A 20,237-nucleotide genomic window follows, 5' to 3' on the forward strand; every position below is an offset into this window, starting at 1 on the left:
TGTGTATTTAGATGAGATAAGAGGTAAAAATTTTTTGATTATGGGTTTAGGGCTTCATGGAGGAGGTCTGGCTGTTGCGAAGTTTTTGTTAAAACATGGTGGTAATTTGGTAATTACTGATTTAAAGAATGAGTTAGAATTAATCCCAAGTATTGAGGCCTTGAAACAATTTAGAGATAAAATTCGATATGTTTTAGGATATCATGATGAGGATGATTTTAAGAGGGCAGATATTGTTATTAAAAATCCTGGTGTAAGTTTTGATAATAAATATTTAAAACTTGCAAAAAGGGTTGAGACCGATATTAGTTTATTTTTAATGTTTAATCAAAATCCAATAATTGCTATTACAGGAACTAAGGGAAAATCGACACTTGCATCTCTTTTACATAAGGTTTTGGTTATTAAGTATCCAAATTCTAAGCTTGGAGGTAATATTGGGGTATCTCCTTTAAGTTTTTTAGATGAGCTTGATGGAGTATCGCCTATTATTTTAGAGCTTTCTTCTTGGCAATTGCATGATCTTAGGAATTTATGTCCTATAATTAGCATTATTACAAATATTTACTCTGATCATCAAAATTATTATTCAAATTTTGATAGCTATATAGAAGATAAGTCAAGAATTTTTATAAATCAAAATTCGGGAATTTTGATCTCTCAAGATCAAGCTTATTATAATTATTTTTCTAGATTTAAATCTAAGCTTAAGAGCATTTTATTCTCAGAAGCTGTGCCTTTAAATTTTGAAAATGATGTTTTTTATTTTAAAAAGGGCAAAATTTATTTGAATAACAAAGTAGTGGGTACTCTTAGTGAGTCAAGGATTGTGCTATTGATTTCTAAAATGATCACTATTTTTATTGCAAGTTATTTAGGCTTGGATTTGAGTGTTGTATCTAAGATTGTGACTGATTTTGATGGCATTGAGCATAGATTAGAATTTGTAAGAGAATTTGAAGGTGTTAAATATTATAATGATACGGCGTCAACAATTCCTGATTCTACAATTTTGTCTGTTAAAAGTTTAAGAGCTTACGGAGGATTGATTAATCTTATTACTGGTGGGACTGATAAAGAGCTTGATTTTGCAATTTTTGGTGAGATTTTGAGCATAGTTAAAACCTGGATTTTGTTAAAAGGAAGTGCTACTTTAAAAATTATTAAATTTTTAGAAGATAATAATATTAATTATTTTATTTTCTCTTCTTTAGAAGAATGTGTTTGTTATGCTAAAAAAATTTCTGTTCAGAATGATATAGTTTTATTTTCTCCAGCCAGTGCTTCTTTTGAACTTTTTAAGAATGAATTTGATAGAGGACTTCAATTTAAAAATTTAGTGAGTATTATGGCTTAAAATCTTTTTTTAATAATTTTATAGTAAATGTATCTTAGTATTTCAAGAATGCTGTAAACTTTATATGAAAATTTTTTGTACACAAAGTCATAACATCCAATTCTGTGGATAAGTTTTCCTCCAAATCCGGTTTTGAATTGAAAGAGACCAAATAAAGGGTGTTTTGTATCAGCGTTTGGAGGAATTCCTAAAAGATCGTATTCTTTTATTGAAAGACTTTGCAGCATTTGTATTGTCTTAAATTGCACCGCATAATTTGGCATTAGATTCCTATTTTCTCTGCTTGAAGCACCATAAAGATATGTGGCCTTATCTTTATATATACCAACAATGATTCCAGATATTAGTTGTTCATTATATAGTGCAATTATTAATTTGATTTTGGAATTTTTATCTTCTCTGAATGCTTTTATTAGATTTCTTATATAGTCTTTTGAGTGAATAGCAAATTTGTCTCTTTGGGCTGTCTCTTTATGAAGTGCGTAAAATTCATCAAAATATTTAAAGTCATCATCTATTATAACTTTGATGTTTTTTTTGCTGCTAAGATTTATGTTATATCTAGTTTTCTTTTTCATTTTAGCTTTAATGGCATCTAATGAGTCATTCAAATTTAGTATTGTTGTATTTGCTGGCTGTATGTCATCGAATGATTTTTGTAGGTTTTTAAATTTAAGTTTTAGTGGAATATAGTCTTCTTTTAAGCCCCTTGAAGTATAAAACATTAAATCATATCGTACGAATATGGTATTCTTATGTAAATATTGCCTTATATTTTCACTAAATTTTTTGATTTGGATATTGATCTCGTCTACATTAATTTCTTCGATTTTCTTATTTGAAAATTCTGGATGAGCGATGTAGCTTAAGTAAAATTTTCCAAAGATCTTTCTTTGCATCACGAGAATTTTGTTGAAATGATTATTACTAAATGCTATGGCTTTCCATGGACTTTTATTGCTTGAAACTTTTTTTACAGTTGTCCATAGTTTGCTTTGAAGGTAATTTTCATTTAAATTTTCTATTTCAATTTTTTTAATATTCATTGATTTTTCTTGATTTGAGACTTAATATACTTTTCCATTTGGAATTTCTCTAGATAGTATTTTTTCTTTAGAATGTTCTAGTATAAGGTTAATACCGTTTACTTTAAGTTCCCCATTTTCTGCTACAATTTGAGTTTTAAGGAATTTATCTATGCTGATCTTTGATGGTAATTTTAATTTCTTATCACTATCACTCTCAAGTATTATTCGCTCTCCAGGGATGGGATTATCTTTAAAGTCTTCTACAATTATTACTTTAAAATTTTTATTCTCATCTTCAGTTGCAATTAACATTCCTTCAGATTTGATCCCTCTAAATTTGGCAGGTTTTAAATTATCAACTATTATTATGTGTTTTCCAATTAATTTTTCTTCTTTGTAATAATCTGCCAAACTGCTTACAATTTGTTTCCCGTCAGGAGTCCCGTCATCAAGCTTTAAAATGAATAACTTTTCTGCGTCTGGATTTCTCTCTATTGTTTTTATTTGTACAACTTTTAAGCATACTTTTTCGCTAAATAAATTTATTGGATTTTCTGTTTGTTCATCTTGCATATTTTTGCCCCCTGAATATTTTAATTTTAAACTATCAATTAATTCCTTTTCTAGCTTTGTAAATAATACTTCTGTAAACTGAATTGTATTTAGACCTAAATTTGTTCCTAAAAATTTGTTGGAAATTTCATAACTTTCTCCAAAGAATCTTCTTATTTTATCACTTGTGTGCGGTATGAATGGTGAGATTAAGATGGATAGATCCCTTATTAAATATATTAGGTTTAATAATAGCTCTTTTGTTTTTTTAGGTGTACTGTCTTTTGTTTTCCACGGTTCTTTATCTTGAAATATTTTATTACCTATTCTTGAGATATCAAGAATCTCTTTTAGAGCTGATTTTAGTTCTATTTGTTTGAAGAAATTTAAAGTTTTATCATATTTAAGATTGATTTCTTTCCAGAAATCTTCTTTTATCTCTATTGTGTCTATTTTGTCCCCAAAGAATTTTTTATAAAATGTTAATACTCGGTTAACAAGGTTTGAGAAATTTCCAATAAGTTCACTGTTTATCCTTTCCATAAAGTCGTCCCACATAAATTGAAAATCGGATTTTTCAGGTCTGTTGTAATATATGTAAAATCGCCAAATATCAGCAGATATGCCAGTGGTAATGACATCGTTTCCAAATATTCCAATTCCTGCAGATTTTGAAAATTTTAAGTGTTCATAGTTTAAATATTCGCTTGAAGCTAGTTTACCTAACATTGTCCAGTTTTCTTTGCTTCCAAGCTTGATGGCAGGAAATATTACTGTGTGAAATAAGATATTGTCTTTTCCAATAAATTGTACTAAATTAGTCTCTTTGTTATTTTTCCACCAAGATTCCCAGTCTTTTGAAATTTCTTTTGTAATTGAGATATATCCTATTGGTGCATCAAACCATACATAAAATACTTTATTTTCATATTCTTTTTTGGGTACTGGTATGCCCCATTTTAAATCTCTTGTTATTGCTCTTTCTTTAAGACCATCTCTTAAGAATGCATTTGTTGTTTTAATGGCATTGGTATTCCAGTTTGTATTGTGTTCAGTTGTTTGCATCCAATGTATAAGTTCATTTTTTATCTTTGGTAGGTTAATGTAGAGATGCTTAGTTGTCTTTATAATGGGAATATTTTTGCAAATTATACATTTTGGATTTATTAAGTCGATTGGGGCTAATAATTTAGAACAATTTTCACACTGATCTCCTTTTGCATTATTTCCACAATTTGGGCATTCTCCTGTTACATATCTGTCGGCTAGGAACATTTGATCTTGTTGGCAAAAGAATTGTTCACTTTCTTTATCTGTGATATAGCCATTTTTTTCTAGTTTTAAGAATAAATCTTGTACAGTTTGTTTGTGGGATTTGTTGGTTGTGCGTCCAAAAATGTCAAATTTAATGTTAAACCATTCATAAATTGATTTGTGTATTGCATAATATCTGTTGCAGAGTTCTTCAGGGGTAGTTTTTTCAATTAAAGCTTTAGTTTCTGTGGCTGTACCGTATTCATCTGTTCCACAGACATAAAGCGTATCTATGTCCATCATTCTTGAATATCGTGCAAAAGCATCTGCTGATAATACTTGTACTAAATTACCAAGGTGAGGTATGTTGTTAACGTATGGCAATGCAGCTGTAATTAAGTTCTTTTTTTTCACTTGATTTATTTTTTCCTTTTTTGTTGTATTATATTCATATTTTAATACTAATATGGGTTATTTTGTTCATTTTGTTTATTAAATAATTTATGCTTTTATTAATGATGAATGTGATATGGAGGATATATGGGTTCTTTTAATTTTAAAAATTATGTATGTGATAGAGCAAAAAAAATTGTGAGGGAAAAGGGAGATAAGGCCAGTATAGTTTTTCCTGAAAGTACTGATGTTAGAATTTTAGAAGCAACTATTGATCTTTTAAAGAAAAAACTCGCAGGACTTGTGGTGCTTATTGGGCGTAGAGATGAGGTTTTTAGAAGATTAAAAGAACAGTCAGGTTCTAGAGATGATATCTTAGAAATGGTAAAAGTTGTAGATCCCAGTTCTTTTAAAGATTTTAATAGATATTTAGATGAATATTTTAGTTTACAACATAATAGGAAATTAACTTTGAAGCAAGCTAGAGAAGAACTTTTAGATGAAATTGCTTTTTCTATGATGATGGTGAGACTTGGTGAAGTTAAAACCTGTGTTTGTGGTGCTTTAGTGTCTTCAGCTAAAGTTTTAAGGAGTGTGTTTAAAATACTTCCTAAGCTTAAAGAGACTAATTTTATATCTTCTTTTATGATTATGGATACTGGTAATGATCTTGGTCGGGCTGAAACTTGTTTTGGGTATGAGGGAATTTTAATGTTTGCTGATTGTGCTGTAATAATCAATCCTAATGCTCTTCAGCTTGCAGAAATTGCAATACAGAGTGCAAATTCATTTAAGAATATTTTTAATGCAGAGCCAAAAATAGCCCTTCTAAGCTTTTCTACAAAGGGGTCTGCTAATTCTATAGAAGTTGACAAGGTGAAAGGTGCTTTAGAGCTTGTTAAAAGCAAATGCTCAGACTTACTTATTGATGGGGAACTTCAGATTGATGCAGCTTTGGTTAAAGGTGTTGCAGAGAAAAAGTGCGGTGATTCCTTGGTTGCTGGTGCTGCAAATGTACTTATTTTCCCTAGTTTGGAGTCTGGTAATATTGGCTATAAGCTTGTTGAAAGATTGGCTTTTGCTAATGCCTATGGACCTTTCTTGCAAGGACTTAAAAATCCTGTTAGTGATCTCTCAAGGGGGTGTTCTCTAGATGATATCGTATTAACGAGTGCCTTGATGATTGGTAGTTAGTTTGTTTGAGATTGTAATGAATTCTTTGACAGAAATCTCTTCAGGTCTTTTATCTAAAAATCTTTTTAAGAAGTCTTCTTCAAGAATGCTCCCGTCTTTGGTAAAGTTAATGATTGTATTTTTTAATTTTTTTCTGCGACTTATAAATACTGTTCTGACTAACTTGTTGAATGCTTTAAAGTCTTTAATTACTCTTTTGCAAGGAATGAGTTTAAGAGTTGTTGATTTTACTTTAGGAATTGGATAAAAATTTTTTTTATCAATATCCATTATTTTAATTACATTAAAGTGTGATTGAACTAGTACTGTGAATGATGAGTAATTTTTATTTCCCTCTTTTGCAAGCATTCTGTCCGCCAGTTCTTTTTGTACTGTAAATACCATGTGCGTTAAGATTCCATCTTCAATAAGCATTGATATTACTTTTGATGCAATGTTATAAGGTAAATTTGAAAATATTTTGTTAATATTTTGTCTTTCTTGTTTATATGTCTTTAAAAAATCACCTTTTATTAGCTTGAAATTTTTAAATTGTCCAAATTGTTCATTTAAAATTTCTGAGTACTTAGGATCAATTTCAAAAACTGTCAGAAAATTTGTTTTCTTCAGCAAAATGATTGTCATTGCTCCAAGCCCTGGACCTATTTCCCAAATGTTTTCATTTTCTTTAATTTCAAGCGTGTCTACTATCTTTTCTCTTATATGCTCATTAATTAAGTAATTCTGTCCCCATATTTTTCGTGGAGCTATATTTTTGCTCGCAAGTGCACTTTTTATACTGTTTATGCTGTTATAATTTATGTTCATAGATAATAAAAATATAGCATATTACTATCATTGGTGTTTTATGTTTTTGTTGAGATATCTCTTTTCTTGTTCTAATTTATAGATTATATAAAGTATCGTTAAAATACTTAAGACTAGAAATATTTTTACGTTATAATTTTGAATTACTGGAAATTTGCTAAAGATAATGGCTGTTTCTTTTATTGCCTTAAAGATATAAGTGTTCATTAGATCAAGTAATAAAAATAAGTGTGCGTTGATTATGTAGCTTCCTAAGCTTAATATCGTTATTATTAAAAATACTAGCATTAGGGGAGTAACTATTAGGTTTGATAGTATTGAGATTGGTTGAAGGTTGAGATCATTAACATAAAAAATGGGAGCTGTTGAAACTTGAATCATAAGGGTTGTAAAAATTGGATATATGAGTTTATTTAAATTATATCTTTGATTAAGAGCAAGGGAGATTGATATTCCAAGTACTGCAAGATAGGATAACTTGAATCCTATTGAATTTAGTGTGTGTGGTAAGATTATGGCATTTATTATAAAGCTAATTGCTAATGTACTAAGCAAATTGATTTTTCCATATGTTGATTTGTAAATTATAAGCGTTTTTATCATGATGAATGCCCTTAGAGTAGATGGTGAAAAGCCTGTTAAGATTAGATAATTGAGTAGTATTGTGCTTAGAATTAAATATTTTAGTTTTTCATTTTTGATTATAAGAAGTAAATAATAGAAAATAATATAAATTAGGTAAAAATGTAGGCCAGATACCACTAATATATGTGATATACCTGCTTTTTGAAATAAATTACTCTCATATTTTGTTATATCTGATTTATTGTTTGTTAAAATCGCTTTTGAAAAGTGAGAATATTTGGTACTGATTGAGTTTAAAAACCGGTTTATTAGTTTATTATATTTTTCTCTAATATTTACTAGCAGGGGTTTTTTGATAAGTTGCATTTTATTATTTTGAATTTTGACGATATCTCCGATTTTATATTTATTTTCAATATTTTTGAATATAAATTTATATTTTTTACCAAATCCATCTATTGATTCAATCTTGGTATTTGAATATTTTGCAAAATAGGTAATATTTGTTATTTGATAAAAATTATCCTCAAGTCTTTTAAAGTTTAGGCTAATTTCAAAAATGACTAGCAAACTTGTACTAATCATGAATGTGAGTGACAAATGAGCATTTCTTTTTATTAAAAAAATTGACATTAAGATTAAATTTAAATATATTGGATTTAGTCTTAAGTAATATCTTGTTAATAAATTTAATGCACTTACTATAAACAATAAAATCACTGAAAATCTCTTTTTAAGAAGTATATTTTAAATATATCAAAAATGTATCGAATCAGTTTTGGATTAATTATCACAAAATTTGACAATCTTATATTTATATATCTATAATTTATTATGACATTGTTAAATAAATACCCTTTAAGGTATGTTTTTTTGGAGGTTCTATTATCCTATTTTATAGTTACTCGTATTTCTCCTTTTGACAGTATTGATGTTGATCTTTGGAATTTTGATAAAAATCATTATTATTATTGGTTGTATAGTACTTTTTTAATTCTTTTTGTTGTATATTTTTCTAAATTAACAAGTTCTTATAATTTTAGAGATGAGTTTTTTATTCCTGAATTTAATCCTATTTTTATTTGGCAAGCATTTTTAATTTTTGTTAAGTTACTTATTTGTATTTTTTTGCTATTGATTATTTTTTGTTTTATTTTGTATTGTCTTCCAGAATCAGTTCGAGTGTGGGTTGAAGTAGGTAACTCTGGTTTTATGTGGAATATAGGCAGTAAGCAATCACTTTATTTAATGGTTATTACTTCTCTTTTTACAGGAGGAGTTGAAGAATTGTTTTACAGGGCTTTTATTATTACCAAACTTAAACAGATAGGGATTACTTCATTGATTGCAGCCTTGCTTAGTAGTTTTATTTTTGCTTATGGACATTTTTATTATGGATTTGTTGGATTTTTATTTGCATTAATTTTTGGGGGAATTTTGTCTTATATATATTTAATACATAAAAATATATATTATTCAATTTTTGTTCATAGTTTTTATAATATTTTTGTTAGTGTTTTGCTCTTTTTGTTAAATTAGTTAAGGAGGATCTATGCTGGATACTATACCTAAGCGTTTCAATGAAGTTGTGAGGCTTTATGGTGATCTTGATATCTTTATTTATAAAGAGAATGAGTCTAAAGATTTTAAGAGACAGATATATTCTGATTTTTGGAATGAAGTTAAGAGTATTGGTTCTGGTCTTTTGCATTATAGAATTAAGAAAGGTGATAGGGTTGCTCTTATTTCTGATTCAAGAAAAGAGTGGATAATTATTGATATTGCTGTTATGAGTTTAGGATGTATTGATGTTCCAAAGGGTAATGATTCGTCTGAAGATGAGTTGGTTTATATTATTAATCATTCTGAGTCTAGTTTTGTCTTTGTGGAGAATGCTAAACAGCTTCAAAAAATCATTTCTAAAAAACATGAGCTTAAATTTGTTAAACATGTTGTTGTTATTGATGATGATAAACTTTATGAGGATAAATTGGGAAATATTACAATAATCTCTTATAAAAAATTATTGAGTTTGGGGTATGATTATTTAAAAGATAATCCTAAGATGTTTGATTCTGAACTTGAAAAAGTTTCTGGCAAGGATATTGCTACTATAATATACACTTCAGGAACAACAGGATTGCCAAAAGGTGTTGTACTTCGTCATGAATCTTTTATTTTTCAAGTAGATAGGATTGGTGATTATTTGCCGACAATTAAACCAGGGAAAATAATGATATCTATTCTTCCTTTGTGGCATTCATTTGAGAGAACTTGTGAATATATAGTTGCTCTTAATGGTATGGCAATTGCTTATTCAAAGCCTATTGGGCCCGTTTTACTTAAAGATTTTGCAGCTTTAAATCCCCATGCAATTATTTCTGTTCCAAGAATTTGGGAAGGAATAAGGATTGGCATTATGAAAAGAGTATCGGAGTCTTTTTTTAAGAGATTTTTATTTAATTTTTTCCTAAAGATAGGAATTCTTTATATAAAGCTTAAGGAAAAATTTTTGGGACTTGTTCCTGTTTACAAGAGGTCAAATTTTTTAGTTTCAATTTTTATAAAGGTTGCTTGTCTTACTGGATTAATTTTTATTTTGCCTTTTAAATTTTTAGGACATGTTTTAGTCTTTAGAAAGATAAAGAAAGCACTTGGGAAAAGATTTGAATTTGGTGTTTCTGGTGGAGGAGCTTTGGTAAATTATGTTGATTATTTCTTCAAAGCTGTAGGGATTATGGTGCTTGAAGGTTATGGTCTTACAGAAACGGGACCTGTTTTAAGTGTAAGACGTTTTAAGAGTCCTGTTGCAAATACTGTTGGGCCTTTGTTTCCAGATATTGAATATAGAGTAGTCGGTAATGATGGTAATTTTTTATCTCCTGGTGAAAAGGGTGAGCTTTGGGTCAGATCCCCTCAAGTTATGAGTGGTTATTTTAAAGATGACACTACAACAAGGGAAGTTTTAACACGAGATGGTTGGTTTAAGACAGGTGATTTGGTGTGTGCAACAATTAATAATGAGATTTCAATTGTTGGAAGAAGTAAAGATACGATTGTGTTAAGAGGTGGAGAAAATATTGAGCCTGAATCTATCGAGAGAGCTTTATCAAAGTCTTTATTTATTGAAAATGTTGTAGTTGTCGGTCAAGATCAAAAGTTTTTAGGAGCTATTATTGTACCTAATTTTGAAGTTCTTGAGAAATGGGCTGGTTCTAATGAAATAATATTTGATTCTCATGATGATTTATTATCTAATGAATCTGTTAACAAACTCTATTCTAAATGTATTTCAGATATAGTTAATCTTAAGTCTGGATTTAAGAGCTTTGAGAGGATTGTTGGATTTGTTTTATTAAAAGATAGTTTTGTTGTGGGCGAAGAACTTACTAATACTCTTAAGCTTAAAAGGTATTACATATTTGAAAAATATCATAAGAAGATAATGTCAATATTTAATAAGGATGACTGTGAATTATTATGATTATAGGCTTGAAATGTGAATTTGAGAAGTTCACATCTTTTTCATGTAGGGAATGTTAAGTAAATGCATACAATTTTTTATTGTTTGTAGAACTGCTTTTGATAAATCAGTTCTTGCATGTGTAAGTTCAGGGTTATCTTTATCTATTATTTTTGTGTCTTGATAATATGCACTGAAGCTTTTTGCAAGTAAGTAAGAATAGTTGACTATTATTGAAGGATTACGATCTTTTGCAGCCTTAATTATATATTCTTCAAATTCAGAGATAATTTTGATTATTGCCCATTCGTTTTCATTTATTAAGAGGTCGAAATTAATATTTTTGCTGGGTAAATTTAATTCATCATACTTGTCAAGTATGCTATTAATTCTTGCACCTACATATTGAATGTATGGACCTGAGTTTCCAGTAAATGATAAGCTTTCTTCTTTATTAAATAATATATCTTTGTGTATTGCCGTTTTGAGTAGATAGTAGTGAATGGCCCCTAGTGATATATTTAATGCAATTTTTTTGGAATCTTGCTCATTTGAATGTCTCTTTTTTATCTCTATCATAGTTGATTCGCTTAGATCATGAATTAAGTTGTCAGCATCAATTACATGACCTTCTCTTGATTTCATTTTACCTGTAGGTAAGTTTACCATGCCGTATGATAAGTGCACTAGATTATTTTCTTTTGTAATTCCTAATTTATCTGCAACGTAAAATAAAGTTTTAAAATGATGAATTTGTTCACTTCCAACTACATAAATCATTTCATCGAAATCAAATTCATTTTTTCTAGTTAATATATTTCCTAGATCCTGTGTTAAATAAATGGAGGTTCCATTAGCTCTTAGGAGTACTTTTTGTTTAAATTTTTGATCGGTCATTTCATTTGTTTCTATAGGTATATTGATACATATAGCCCCATCTTCTCGTTTATAGCATAAACCTTTTTCTAATCCTTGAAGTATAATTTCTCGTCCGATCTTAAATATTTCACTTTCAAGATAAATTTTATCGAATGTAATGTTTGTAAGTTTGTAAGTTTCTTTGATTCCTTCAATTGCCCATTTATTTAATTTTTTCCAAAGTTTAACAGTCTCTTCATCTCCTTCTTCCCACTTACATAATAACTGTTGTATTTCGTCTTCTGCCATTTTATTATTTTTAGCATATTCGTTGTATTTTACATAAAAATCACCGATTAAATGATCCCCCTTTTTTAGGGAAAGTTCAGGGGTTGTATTATTTCCAAATTTTTTATAAGCAAGCATGGTTTTGCAGATATGTGTTCCCCTATCATTTATCAAATTTATTTTTGTTACCTGGCCACCAGAAGCTTTTAGTATTCTTGATAAGCTTTCCCCAATAATGTCATTTCTAAGATGTCCTACATGCAATGGTTTGTTTGTATTTGGTGATGAGAATTCTATTATTATCCTTTTGTTTTTAAGTACATTATTTATTCCATATTTTTCTTTCTGTTCATTGACTTTTTTGATTATATCTTTAATATATTCTTTTCTGTTGAATTTTATGTTTAAATAAGCTCCCATTGATTTGGTTGTGTATTTCTTTCCAATCTGTTTAATTATCTCTTCAATAATCACAGATGTACTGAGTTTTAAGATTTTACTAAATTCGAATATTAGTATTGATAAATCTCCCAGTTCACTTTTTGGAGGTTTTTTCATGATTATATTTATTTTGTCTAATGTAATGTTTTGTTTTAATGCAAGTTCTTTTATTGTTTTGCTAATTTTATTTTCTAAATCTTTTTTTATTTTACTGATCATTCTTTTTCCCTTTAATATTTATTAGTATGTTAATTAAGAGAAAGATTAAGGATGCTGCTAGAAAAATATTTGAGCTATAAACAGGTGTTTTTATTATATTACCATCTTTAATTATTGATAATTTAATATTGAAAAGCTGTAAGCCCCCAGTATTTAGTATTTCTCTAAATAGTGAAATTGTTGCGCTTAGTGATATGAATGTTATTATCGGTAATTTGGAATATTGCAATATGCTTAATGAGTCTTTTACACTTTTAAAAGGTTCATTTTTGTGAAATGAGATTATTATCACTGTTAAAATAGGGATTGAAAATCTTAAATTTTCATAAAGAATAGGAGTTATGTAGTACATGAATAGGTAAGTTAAACTGACAACAATTCCTATTATTAATAGGTAAATTCCTAATATTTGATTTCTTAATTCTATTTGTTTAATAATTATTGCTGGAAGTAAAATACACAATGAAATCCAAATTGATATTATGGTTCCTTCTAAAAAATTTTTTGTATAGGCAAAAATTGGAAATAGCATTAAGGATGTTTTTAGATATCTATCTGTGATATAAAATGTTTTATTATTCATAAGATTTACCTTTAGCTATTTTGTTTTAAATTGATTTGTATCTGTATTAATTTCTGTAATGTGATTTGAATTTGTTGTTCCAAAAGTTTTGATGCTTTCAACAGCTTCTATTAGTTTTTTGATTTCTTCTTTTAGTCCTTTCATTGAATTTGAAACTGTGACATTAATTTCTTCTAAAACAGAAACCGTATTAATTATCTCTTTATTTCCTCTAAACATTTCATTTGAACCTATTTTTACTTCATATGTTATTTCTCTCATTGTGTTTAAAGCTTTTAAAATTTCTTGGCTACCAATTGATTGTTCTTGCATAGTGTGATTGATTTCTTCTATGACTTGAACTACGAGGTTGATTGAGTTAAATATTTGATTGAAAGCTTTATTTGTTAATTCTGATGTTTTTACTGTTTGATTGATTGAATCCATGATTTCATTTATTGATGCTGCAACTGATTCTGATTGTGAAGTAACTTGTTCTGCAAGGTCTTTAATCTCTTCTGCAACAATTGCAAAACCTTTTCCAGCTTCTCCCGCATGAGACGCCTCGATAGCAGCATTCATTGATAGTAAATTGGTTTGGCTAGCAATGGATGATATTAGTGCATTAGCTTCTTGTAGTCTTGTTGAATTTTTGTAAATATCTTTAATTTGCATGATAATCTCTTCTTGTTTTTTTCTACCATCATCGGAGAATAGTTTAAGTTCTTCTGTGCTTTTTGCAGCTTTTTGTGTTATTTCTGTGACTGATTGTATGCTTCCTATCATCTCTTCAATAGCTGAAGATGATTCTTCAACGCTTGCAGCTTGAGTTTCAATTGAATTGTCAAGTGATGCGATGTTTTTAGATAAATTCTCAATTGTATTTGTTGTATTTGAAATAAACTCAACTTGTTTTTCTATTTCCCCTTGTGTTTTTTCTATGTACTTATTTGAGTTTGTTATTGTATCATAAGCTTTATTTATTTCATTAAAGAGTAGATCACCGTTTTCTTTTAATAGTTTTACTCTGCCTTGTAGCGAGTTTATTACGTTCTTTAAATTTTCAATGAAATACCCGAAATAATTTATTGTGGCACTTATTGAATCTTTTCCTTTTGATTCAATCTTGATTGTGAGATCTCCTTCTTTGACTTTTGGAATGATCTTATTAAGTTTTTCTATTTTTGATATGATTAGTTTTTTGATTGTAATTATCATGATTAATATAAATATTATTACGAGTAATATTATTGTTGATATTGACATCAATTTGATATTGTTGAGTTCATTTGAAAATATATTGTTATAATTCATTTGTATTGCTAAATACCAAGATGAAGATGTAAGTCTTGTTATGGAGATTATGTTATTGTTGTAGCTAGTATTATAATTACTTTTTCTTTGAGCTATTGCATTGAGTAATGGAGTTGTTATTTTTGGATTGTTTTCAAACAGGCTGTTTAAGGATAATTTTATAGGTTTAAGTGTTTCTTCGTCTTGTTCACCAAAAATATCTCCTTGACTGTTAATAGCATATATCTTAAAGTAATGGGAGCTTTTGTGTTGATTTCCTTTTTCTAGTAAGGATCTTTCTAAAAGCATAAATATGTTTTTTCTTAGTTGTTTTATCTGTTCTAGTATGTCTGCATATAAAACAACATATCCATCATGATTTATACTCATATTTTTTTCTGACTTTATGTTTGCATTACTTGTATTATACAAATCGTTTTGATCTTGTTGGGGGATCTTGTAAAGCATTGGTATATAGGATTTATTATTTATTATTGTTAAATCTTGGTTTAGTATAACTGTGTGGTAGTTATCTATATTACTATCCGTTTTCATTTCTTGTAAATTTATGTAGGTATTTAATCTTCTCTCATCACTTGAATACAATATTTTGCCGTTTTTATTTGTGTATTCTATTATTTTTATATAGGATGGGAATAAGCTTAACTGGTCGATAGATATTACATTATTTAAATGATCACTTTTTTGTGTGTTCAAATTCTGGTTATAATTTTTAACAAAGTCATCAATAGCGATTAACATGTTTCTTGTATCTCTAGAGAAGCTTTTTATCATGATATTATTGACGAATTTTGTAAAGCTTTGAAGTTCTTTTGTTATTATTTTCCTATATCCGTGATCTAATAGTAAGAAAATGGTTGTGGCAATAATCATTGTATAAATTACAATAACAATATTAAACTTATAAAAAAGAGTGGAACTAGAATGATTTCTTTTCACTTGAATCCTCACAAAACTTTTTACAAAACATTATAACTAACTAGTATTATATATGTTTTATTATATAATAATATACATATATTGGAATAATAAAAATGTATATTTTATTGAATATTTGTTGGTTATTTATATAATACTATTAATATTGTAATATTTTAACACAGCTTGAAAATTTGTTTTTATGGGTTTAATTTTGGAGAAATTTTTTTATGAATGAGGATTTGGTAAATGTTAAATTAAAAAATATGAGTTTTCTGCTTTATTTCATACTTTTTATTTTTATTTGCTTTGGTTTATTGTTTTTAGGGCAGGCTTATTTAAACTATAAAAGTGGGTATTTAGAGCGTGTTGAGTCTGATTTTAAACTCTTTTCAAATAATGTGGCTTTTCAGATAAAAAATAAATATGATGGTGCTGTTGGTGTTTTAAAAAATCTCGTTGAGAATGATAGGGTTTTAAATGTTTTACATAATGTTTCAAATAGTTTTATTGCAAGTGTTGATTTACGGTTCATAGATTTAGATACAAGTATTGCTCTGTTTTTAAGTTCCAAGGGATTTAATGAGGTAAGTAAAATTTTTCAGCATATACCTCTTGAAGAAAATTCTTTAGAAGGAATTTTCTATATTCCTGTTGGGCAAAATGTTTTGATTTCAAATAAAAACTTTTCGTTTTTAGGTATAAATAACATTATTGAAGATCCGATTTATTTTGTTCCTGCAAAGAAGCATGTTACGTATTATTCAAGTTATAAGAGAATAAAAAATAGGCTCTATTCTGTTGTAAGTATTCCAGTTATGAATGATAGTTCTGCAATCTTAGGTGTAATCTGTTTTTTAGTTTGTTTTGATAATTTATTTATTGATATTGCAAATCAATTTGATTCTTATCTCAAGTTTAGTAATAAAAATTATGAGTTTTTTATGATTGATAGGGAGTTTAATCCTTTATTGATGAGTCTTAATGATTTAAGTACTGATAATTTTGCAGAAAATTATGCAAGTAGTGTGTTAAGCAGGGTTATATCTCATGTTAAGGACAATCCTAATATTTCTAGAGATATTTTAAAACATAAGACTTCTTCTTATGTTTTAAGTACTGCTCAGATTGATGGAAGTGTGGTCCAAGGTATTATTTTGAATATGGATTATCTTCCCTTTAAATTTCAATCGAATGCAATATTTTTCTTAGGGTTTATATTTTTTGCTTATCTCATTATATTTTATCTTTACAATAGGTTTATTTTGCCTTTTATTGGGGATTTTAGAATGCTTCTTAAATATAAAAAGGAAAGAGAAGATATTTTAAGTCTTGATCCTATTTTAGAGGTTCAATATAAATCTTTTATTTTTTCTTATATTAGTGCTGAATTTGATAATTTTTTTTCAAAAACTACTAATATTGTCGATAGCATTAAGGTTTATGTACGAAACTTAAGAAAGTGTTTAACTGAGATAAATATTCCTGAAGAAAATATAGAAAAAGTGCATAATAGTCTTACTACTTATGATAAAATAGGGGATGCTTTTTCTAAATTTGAGAAGTCAATTGTGAATATTTTAAAGGATTTTGAATCAATATCTAATCCAATTAGTGATCACAATAAGAATATATTGGATATTGCTACTCAATTTGAAGAGAATGCCAATGCTTTTTATGGAATAGATAAAAATTTAGAGATTTTTAGTAAAGTTGTTGCATTAAATTCTACAAGTATTGATGATGTAAAAAATAAGGTTTTTGAGTTGAATTCTATTTTTGAGAATGTTAATAAAAATTTTTCGGAGCTATTATCTCAGACTAATAGTCTTCAGAGTGCAAATAAGCTTTTAGTATTAATATCGGCTCAGACTAATATGCTTGCAATGAATGCAGCCATTGAGGCAGCCAAGGCAGGAGATGCTGGTAAGAGTTTTGCTGTTGTTGCAGAGGAGATTAGAAAACTTGCTATTAATTCTGGAAAGTATTCGACAACTATTAAAGATGAGCTTAAAATGGTTAATAATATCATTTCAGTTGTGAGTTCAGAGATTGATGCTATTTATAAGGATTTTATTGACATCCAGGAAAATATTCATAATAATGCTGTACAGCATGAGAGAATTAATATTACCCTTGCTAAACATGTAAAAGAAATTGAAGAATTTAAAGATAAATATTTATCTTATGATATTAAGATTAAAGATACTAAGAACATGTGTAAGGAGATATTTAATAGTTATTTTGTTATTAGTGGAAAGTTTAATAATTTAAATAATGATTTAAGTGAATTTGAGGTTTCTAAGATGAGTTTAGATGCATTAGAACCTTTACGTGAACATGTATCATTGGTTAATGAATGTAGAGAAAAGGTTGCTAAAATGAAAGATGTTGTGGAAAATATTAATAATGAATTTTGGGATAAATAATTTAATTTTTGTCGTTGAATCCGATATAAATCACTTCTTCTTCAAGTAAAAATCCTGTTTTTATTTGAACCTCAGTTTTTACTTTCTCAATTAGTGTTTTAATCTCTTTAGAGCTGGCATTATTCTTGTTAATAATAAAGTTACCGTGGTAGTGTGATACTGTTGCTCCCCCAATGTTTAGTCCTTTTAAGTTGCATTCTTCAATAATTTGTCCAGTAGGTTTTAAAAATTTTTTATTATTTTTAAATGTACTCCCGCTACTTGGAGAGAGATAATGTCCTTTATCTATTCTTTTTTGCTTGTTTTGTTTCATAATCTCTTCAATATGTTTTTTATTGCCTTTTGTTAGATTTAGGGTTGCTTTTAGTATTACAGTGTTTTTGTTTTGAAAAGGAGAAATTTTATATGAGAATTCACTTTTTTCAAGTTTTTTGCAGATAGTTTGTCCATTTTCATCTACAAAAATGACCCGATCTAATATTTCAGAGATTTCGCTTCCGAAGCACCTGGCATTCATCCAAATTGCACCTCCAAGAGTTCCAGGAAGTCCATATATGAATTCTAATCCGCTTAATTCATTTTGCAATGCAAAATGACATAGGTCGTCAAAATTGGTTCCGCATTCAGCAGTAATTTGATTGTTTTGAAGTTCAATTTTATTTAAGTGCCCAGTATATATTATAGGAAAATCGATTTCTACTTCGTCGTTTATTAGCAGATTGGAGCCTCCTCCTAAAATAAATATTTTAACTTTTTCTTTTATTGCTACTTTAAATATATGTTCTGCATCTTTGATTGTTTTAGGTGTTAAAAATAATTTGGAAATTCCCCCTATTTTATAAGTTGTATGGTTTGCAAGGTTTTCTGTTTTAGGTTTAATATTAATCTTTTCAAGAAAATTATTTATGTTTTTTAACATGTTTTCTAATTTTATATTGGATTATTATTTTTTTCAAATTTGAAGTAAACTTTTTAAGTGATATGTAGTTTTAATTATTATTAAATTTGTCAAATTGTTTTAAATATAATAAACTTGTATAATAAGTTATGTAGAGATTATGTTAATTATAATTTATTTTGACATTTTTAATCTTTAATCTCTAGAGTTAGTTTTTTCACGGGGTGTATGCTTCTTAGATTATATAATACAAAAACAAAGAGTTTATCTGAAGTAAAAAATTTTAGTGATATTAAGGTCTATGCTTGTGGACCTACTGTTTATAATTATGCCCATATAGGTAATTTTAGAACATATATTTTTGAAGATCTGCTTATTAAGTCCCTAAGGTTATTAAAATATAATGTTAATTATGCAATGAATATTACTGATATTGGTCATTTAACAGGTGAATTTGATGAGGGAGAAGATAAGGTGGTTAAGGCTGCAAGAGAGAGAGGCCTTACGGTTTATGAAATTAGCAGGTTTTTTACAGAAGCTTTTTTTTGTGATTGTGAAAAATTAAATATAGTGCGTCCTGATAAAGTACTTATTGCAAGTGAATATATTGCAAGCATGATAGAGGTGATTAAAGTTCTTGAGCAAAATGGGTTTACTTATTTTGTTAATGGTAATGTTTATTTTGATACTTCTCTTTTTAAGAGTTATGGCCAGATGGCTGGTATTAATCTAAATGATTTTGAGTTTTCTTCTGTTTCCAGAGTTGAGGTAGATCCTTCAAAAAAGAATAAGTCAGATTTTGTTTTGTGGTTTACAAATTCAAAATTTAAAGATCAGGAAATGAAATGGGATTCACCTTGGGGATTTGGTTATCCAAGTTGGCATTTAGAATGTGCGGCAATGAATTTAGATTGTTTTAGGAGTACTCTTGATATCCATTTGGGAGGAGTTGATCATATTGGGGTTCATCACATAAATGAAATAGCGATAGCAGAATGTTATTTAAATAGAATGTGGTGTGATATTTTTGTTCATGGTGAGTTTTTGATTATGGAAGATGAAAAGATGTCAAAATCAAATAATAATTTTATTACCATTCAAGACTTAGAAACAAATGGATTTTCGCCTTTAGATTTTAGATATTTTTGTTTAACTGCACATTATAGAACTCAACTTAAGTTTACGTTTAATAATTTGAGAGCTTGCAAGGTGGCTAGAAAAAATATGCTTAATAAATTGACAGCTGTTTTTTCTTCATTAAATCAATTTGATCTGTTATTACTTAGTAAGAATTATGAGAATATTGAATCTGTTTTAGAGAAAAGATATTATGACAGTTTTTTGGAAAAAATAGCTTTTGATTTAAGTATTCCTCAGGCATTAGCCTTGTTATGGGATATTATTAAGGATGATAATTTAAGTGCTCTCTCAAAACTTAGACTTACATTCAAATTTGATGAAGTTTTATCTCTTGGTTTAAAAGAAGGAGTGTTTAGAGAGATTGAGAAGGATAGGATAAATATTGATGATGCTATGAATTCTTTGCTGGAAGAGAGACGGTTAGCCAAGATAAGAAAAGATTTTAAGCGTGCTGATGAGATTAGAGAATATTTTTATTCTAAAGGTTTTGTATTAATTGATACTGAAGAAGGGACTAAGGTTAAAAGAGGGTAATTT

At 28.0% G+C, this 20,237-nt stretch carries 14 protein-coding genes; 6 read left to right on the forward strand and 8 right to left on the reverse strand.

Going from position 1 to position 20,237, the window contains the following annotated elements; translation table 11 throughout:
- The first annotated feature begins 1 nt into the window (after window position 1).
- Complete coding sequence (gene murD, locus BT0_RS02945) at window positions 2-1,357, forward strand: UDP-N-acetylmuramoyl-L-alanine--D-glutamate ligase (RefSeq protein ID WP_011772527.1); 1,356 nt, start codon at window positions 2-4, stop codon at window positions 1,355-1,357.
- On the opposite strand, the gene BT0_RS02950 is transcribed toward murD, so the two are convergent.
- Window positions 1,354-2,403 (reverse strand): lipid II:glycine glycyltransferase FemX, encoded by a 1,050-nt coding sequence (locus BT0_RS02950; protein ID WP_011772528.1) that lies wholly within the window; start codon window positions 2,401-2,403, stop codon window positions 1,354-1,356. The genes murD and BT0_RS02950 overlap by 4 nt on opposite strands.
- A gap of 21 nt (window positions 2,404-2,424) precedes the next feature.
- Complete coding sequence (gene metG, locus BT0_RS02955; RefSeq protein ID WP_119024211.1) at window positions 2,425-4,614, reverse strand: methionine--tRNA ligase; 2,190 nt, start codon at window positions 4,612-4,614, stop codon at window positions 2,425-2,427.
- Between the two features lie 117 nt (window positions 4,615-4,731).
- On the opposite strand from metG, the gene pta reads away from it, so the two are divergent.
- On the forward strand, window positions 4,732-5,778 hold the full coding sequence (gene pta / locus BT0_RS02960) for a phosphate acetyltransferase (protein ID WP_011772530.1): 1,047 nt from the start codon (window positions 4,732-4,734) through the stop codon (window positions 5,776-5,778).
- Here pta and rsmA read toward each other — a convergent pair.
- Together rsmA and BT0_RS02970 are read right to left on the reverse strand one after the other, a co-directional pair.
- A complete protein-coding gene (gene rsmA, locus BT0_RS02965) occupies window positions 5,749-6,585 on the reverse strand; it encodes a 16S rRNA (adenine(1518)-N(6)/adenine(1519)-N(6))-dimethyltransferase RsmA (protein ID WP_011772531.1) in 837 nt (278 codons plus the stop codon). The genes pta and rsmA overlap by 30 nt on opposite strands.
- A 27-nt stretch (window positions 6,586-6,612) precedes the next feature.
- Window positions 6,613-7,890: a ComEC/Rec2 family competence protein gene (locus BT0_RS02970; protein ID WP_011772532.1), complete on the reverse strand. Its 1,278-nt coding sequence runs from the start codon at window positions 7,888-7,890 to the stop codon at window positions 6,613-6,615.
- Window positions 7,891-8,004: 114 nt separating this feature from the next.
- Between BT0_RS02970 and BT0_RS02975 the strand changes: the two genes are divergently transcribed.
- Both BT0_RS02975 and BT0_RS02980 read left to right on the forward strand, forming a co-directional pair.
- Window positions 8,005-8,709, forward strand: a complete 705-nt coding sequence (locus BT0_RS02975; RefSeq protein ID WP_011772533.1) for a CPBP family intramembrane glutamic endopeptidase — start codon at window positions 8,005-8,007, stop codon at window positions 8,707-8,709.
- Window positions 8,710-8,722: 13 nt separating this feature from the next.
- Window positions 8,723-10,654, forward strand: a complete 1,932-nt coding sequence (locus BT0_RS02980; RefSeq protein WP_011772534.1) for an AMP-binding protein — start codon at window positions 8,723-8,725, stop codon at window positions 10,652-10,654.
- 30 nt (window positions 10,655-10,684) lie between these two features.
- Here BT0_RS02980 and argS read toward each other — a convergent pair whose 3' ends face one another.
- Genes argS through BT0_RS02995 form a run of 3 tightly spaced genes read right to left on the reverse strand, consistent with a single transcriptional unit; the run spans window position 10,685 to window position 15,254 of the window.
- A complete protein-coding gene (argS, locus tag BT0_RS02985; RefSeq protein WP_011772535.1) occupies window positions 10,685-12,439 on the reverse strand; it encodes an arginine--tRNA ligase in 1,755 nt (584 codons plus the stop codon).
- Complete coding sequence (locus tag BT0_RS02990) at window positions 12,429-13,022, reverse strand: hypothetical protein (RefSeq protein WP_011772536.1); 594 nt, start codon at window positions 13,020-13,022, stop codon at window positions 12,429-12,431. The genes argS and BT0_RS02990 overlap by 11 nt, the downstream gene beginning before the upstream one ends.
- A 15-nt stretch (window positions 13,023-13,037) precedes the next feature.
- Window positions 13,038-15,254 (reverse strand): methyl-accepting chemotaxis protein, encoded by a 2,217-nt coding sequence (locus BT0_RS02995; protein WP_041178500.1) that lies wholly within the window; start codon window positions 15,252-15,254, stop codon window positions 13,038-13,040.
- Between the two features lie 209 nt (window positions 15,255-15,463).
- On the opposite strand from BT0_RS02995, the gene BT0_RS03000 reads away from it, so the two are divergent.
- Entirely contained in the window at window positions 15,464-17,662 is a 2,199-nt protein-coding gene (locus BT0_RS03000; RefSeq protein ID WP_011772538.1) for a methyl-accepting chemotaxis protein, read from the forward strand.
- Window position 17,663: 1 nt separating this feature from the next.
- On the opposite strand, the gene murB is transcribed toward BT0_RS03000, so the two are convergent.
- Window positions 17,664-18,581 (reverse strand): UDP-N-acetylmuramate dehydrogenase, encoded by a 918-nt coding sequence (gene murB, locus BT0_RS03005; RefSeq protein ID WP_011772539.1) that lies wholly within the window; start codon window positions 18,579-18,581, stop codon window positions 17,664-17,666.
- A 207-nt stretch (window positions 18,582-18,788) separates the two neighbouring features.
- Here murB and BT0_RS03010 point away from each other — a divergent pair, with 207 nt between their 5' ends.
- Window positions 18,789-20,234 (forward strand): cysteine--tRNA ligase, encoded by a 1,446-nt coding sequence (locus tag BT0_RS03010; RefSeq protein ID WP_011772540.1) that lies wholly within the window; start codon window positions 18,789-18,791, stop codon window positions 20,232-20,234.
- The last annotated feature ends 3 nt before the right edge of the window (window positions 20,235-20,237 follow it).

Origin of the sequence: Borrelia turicatae 91E135 (assembly GCF_000012085.2) — a bacterium.
Lineage (GTDB): Bacteria > Spirochaetota > Spirochaetia > Borreliales > Borreliaceae > Borrelia > Borrelia turicatae.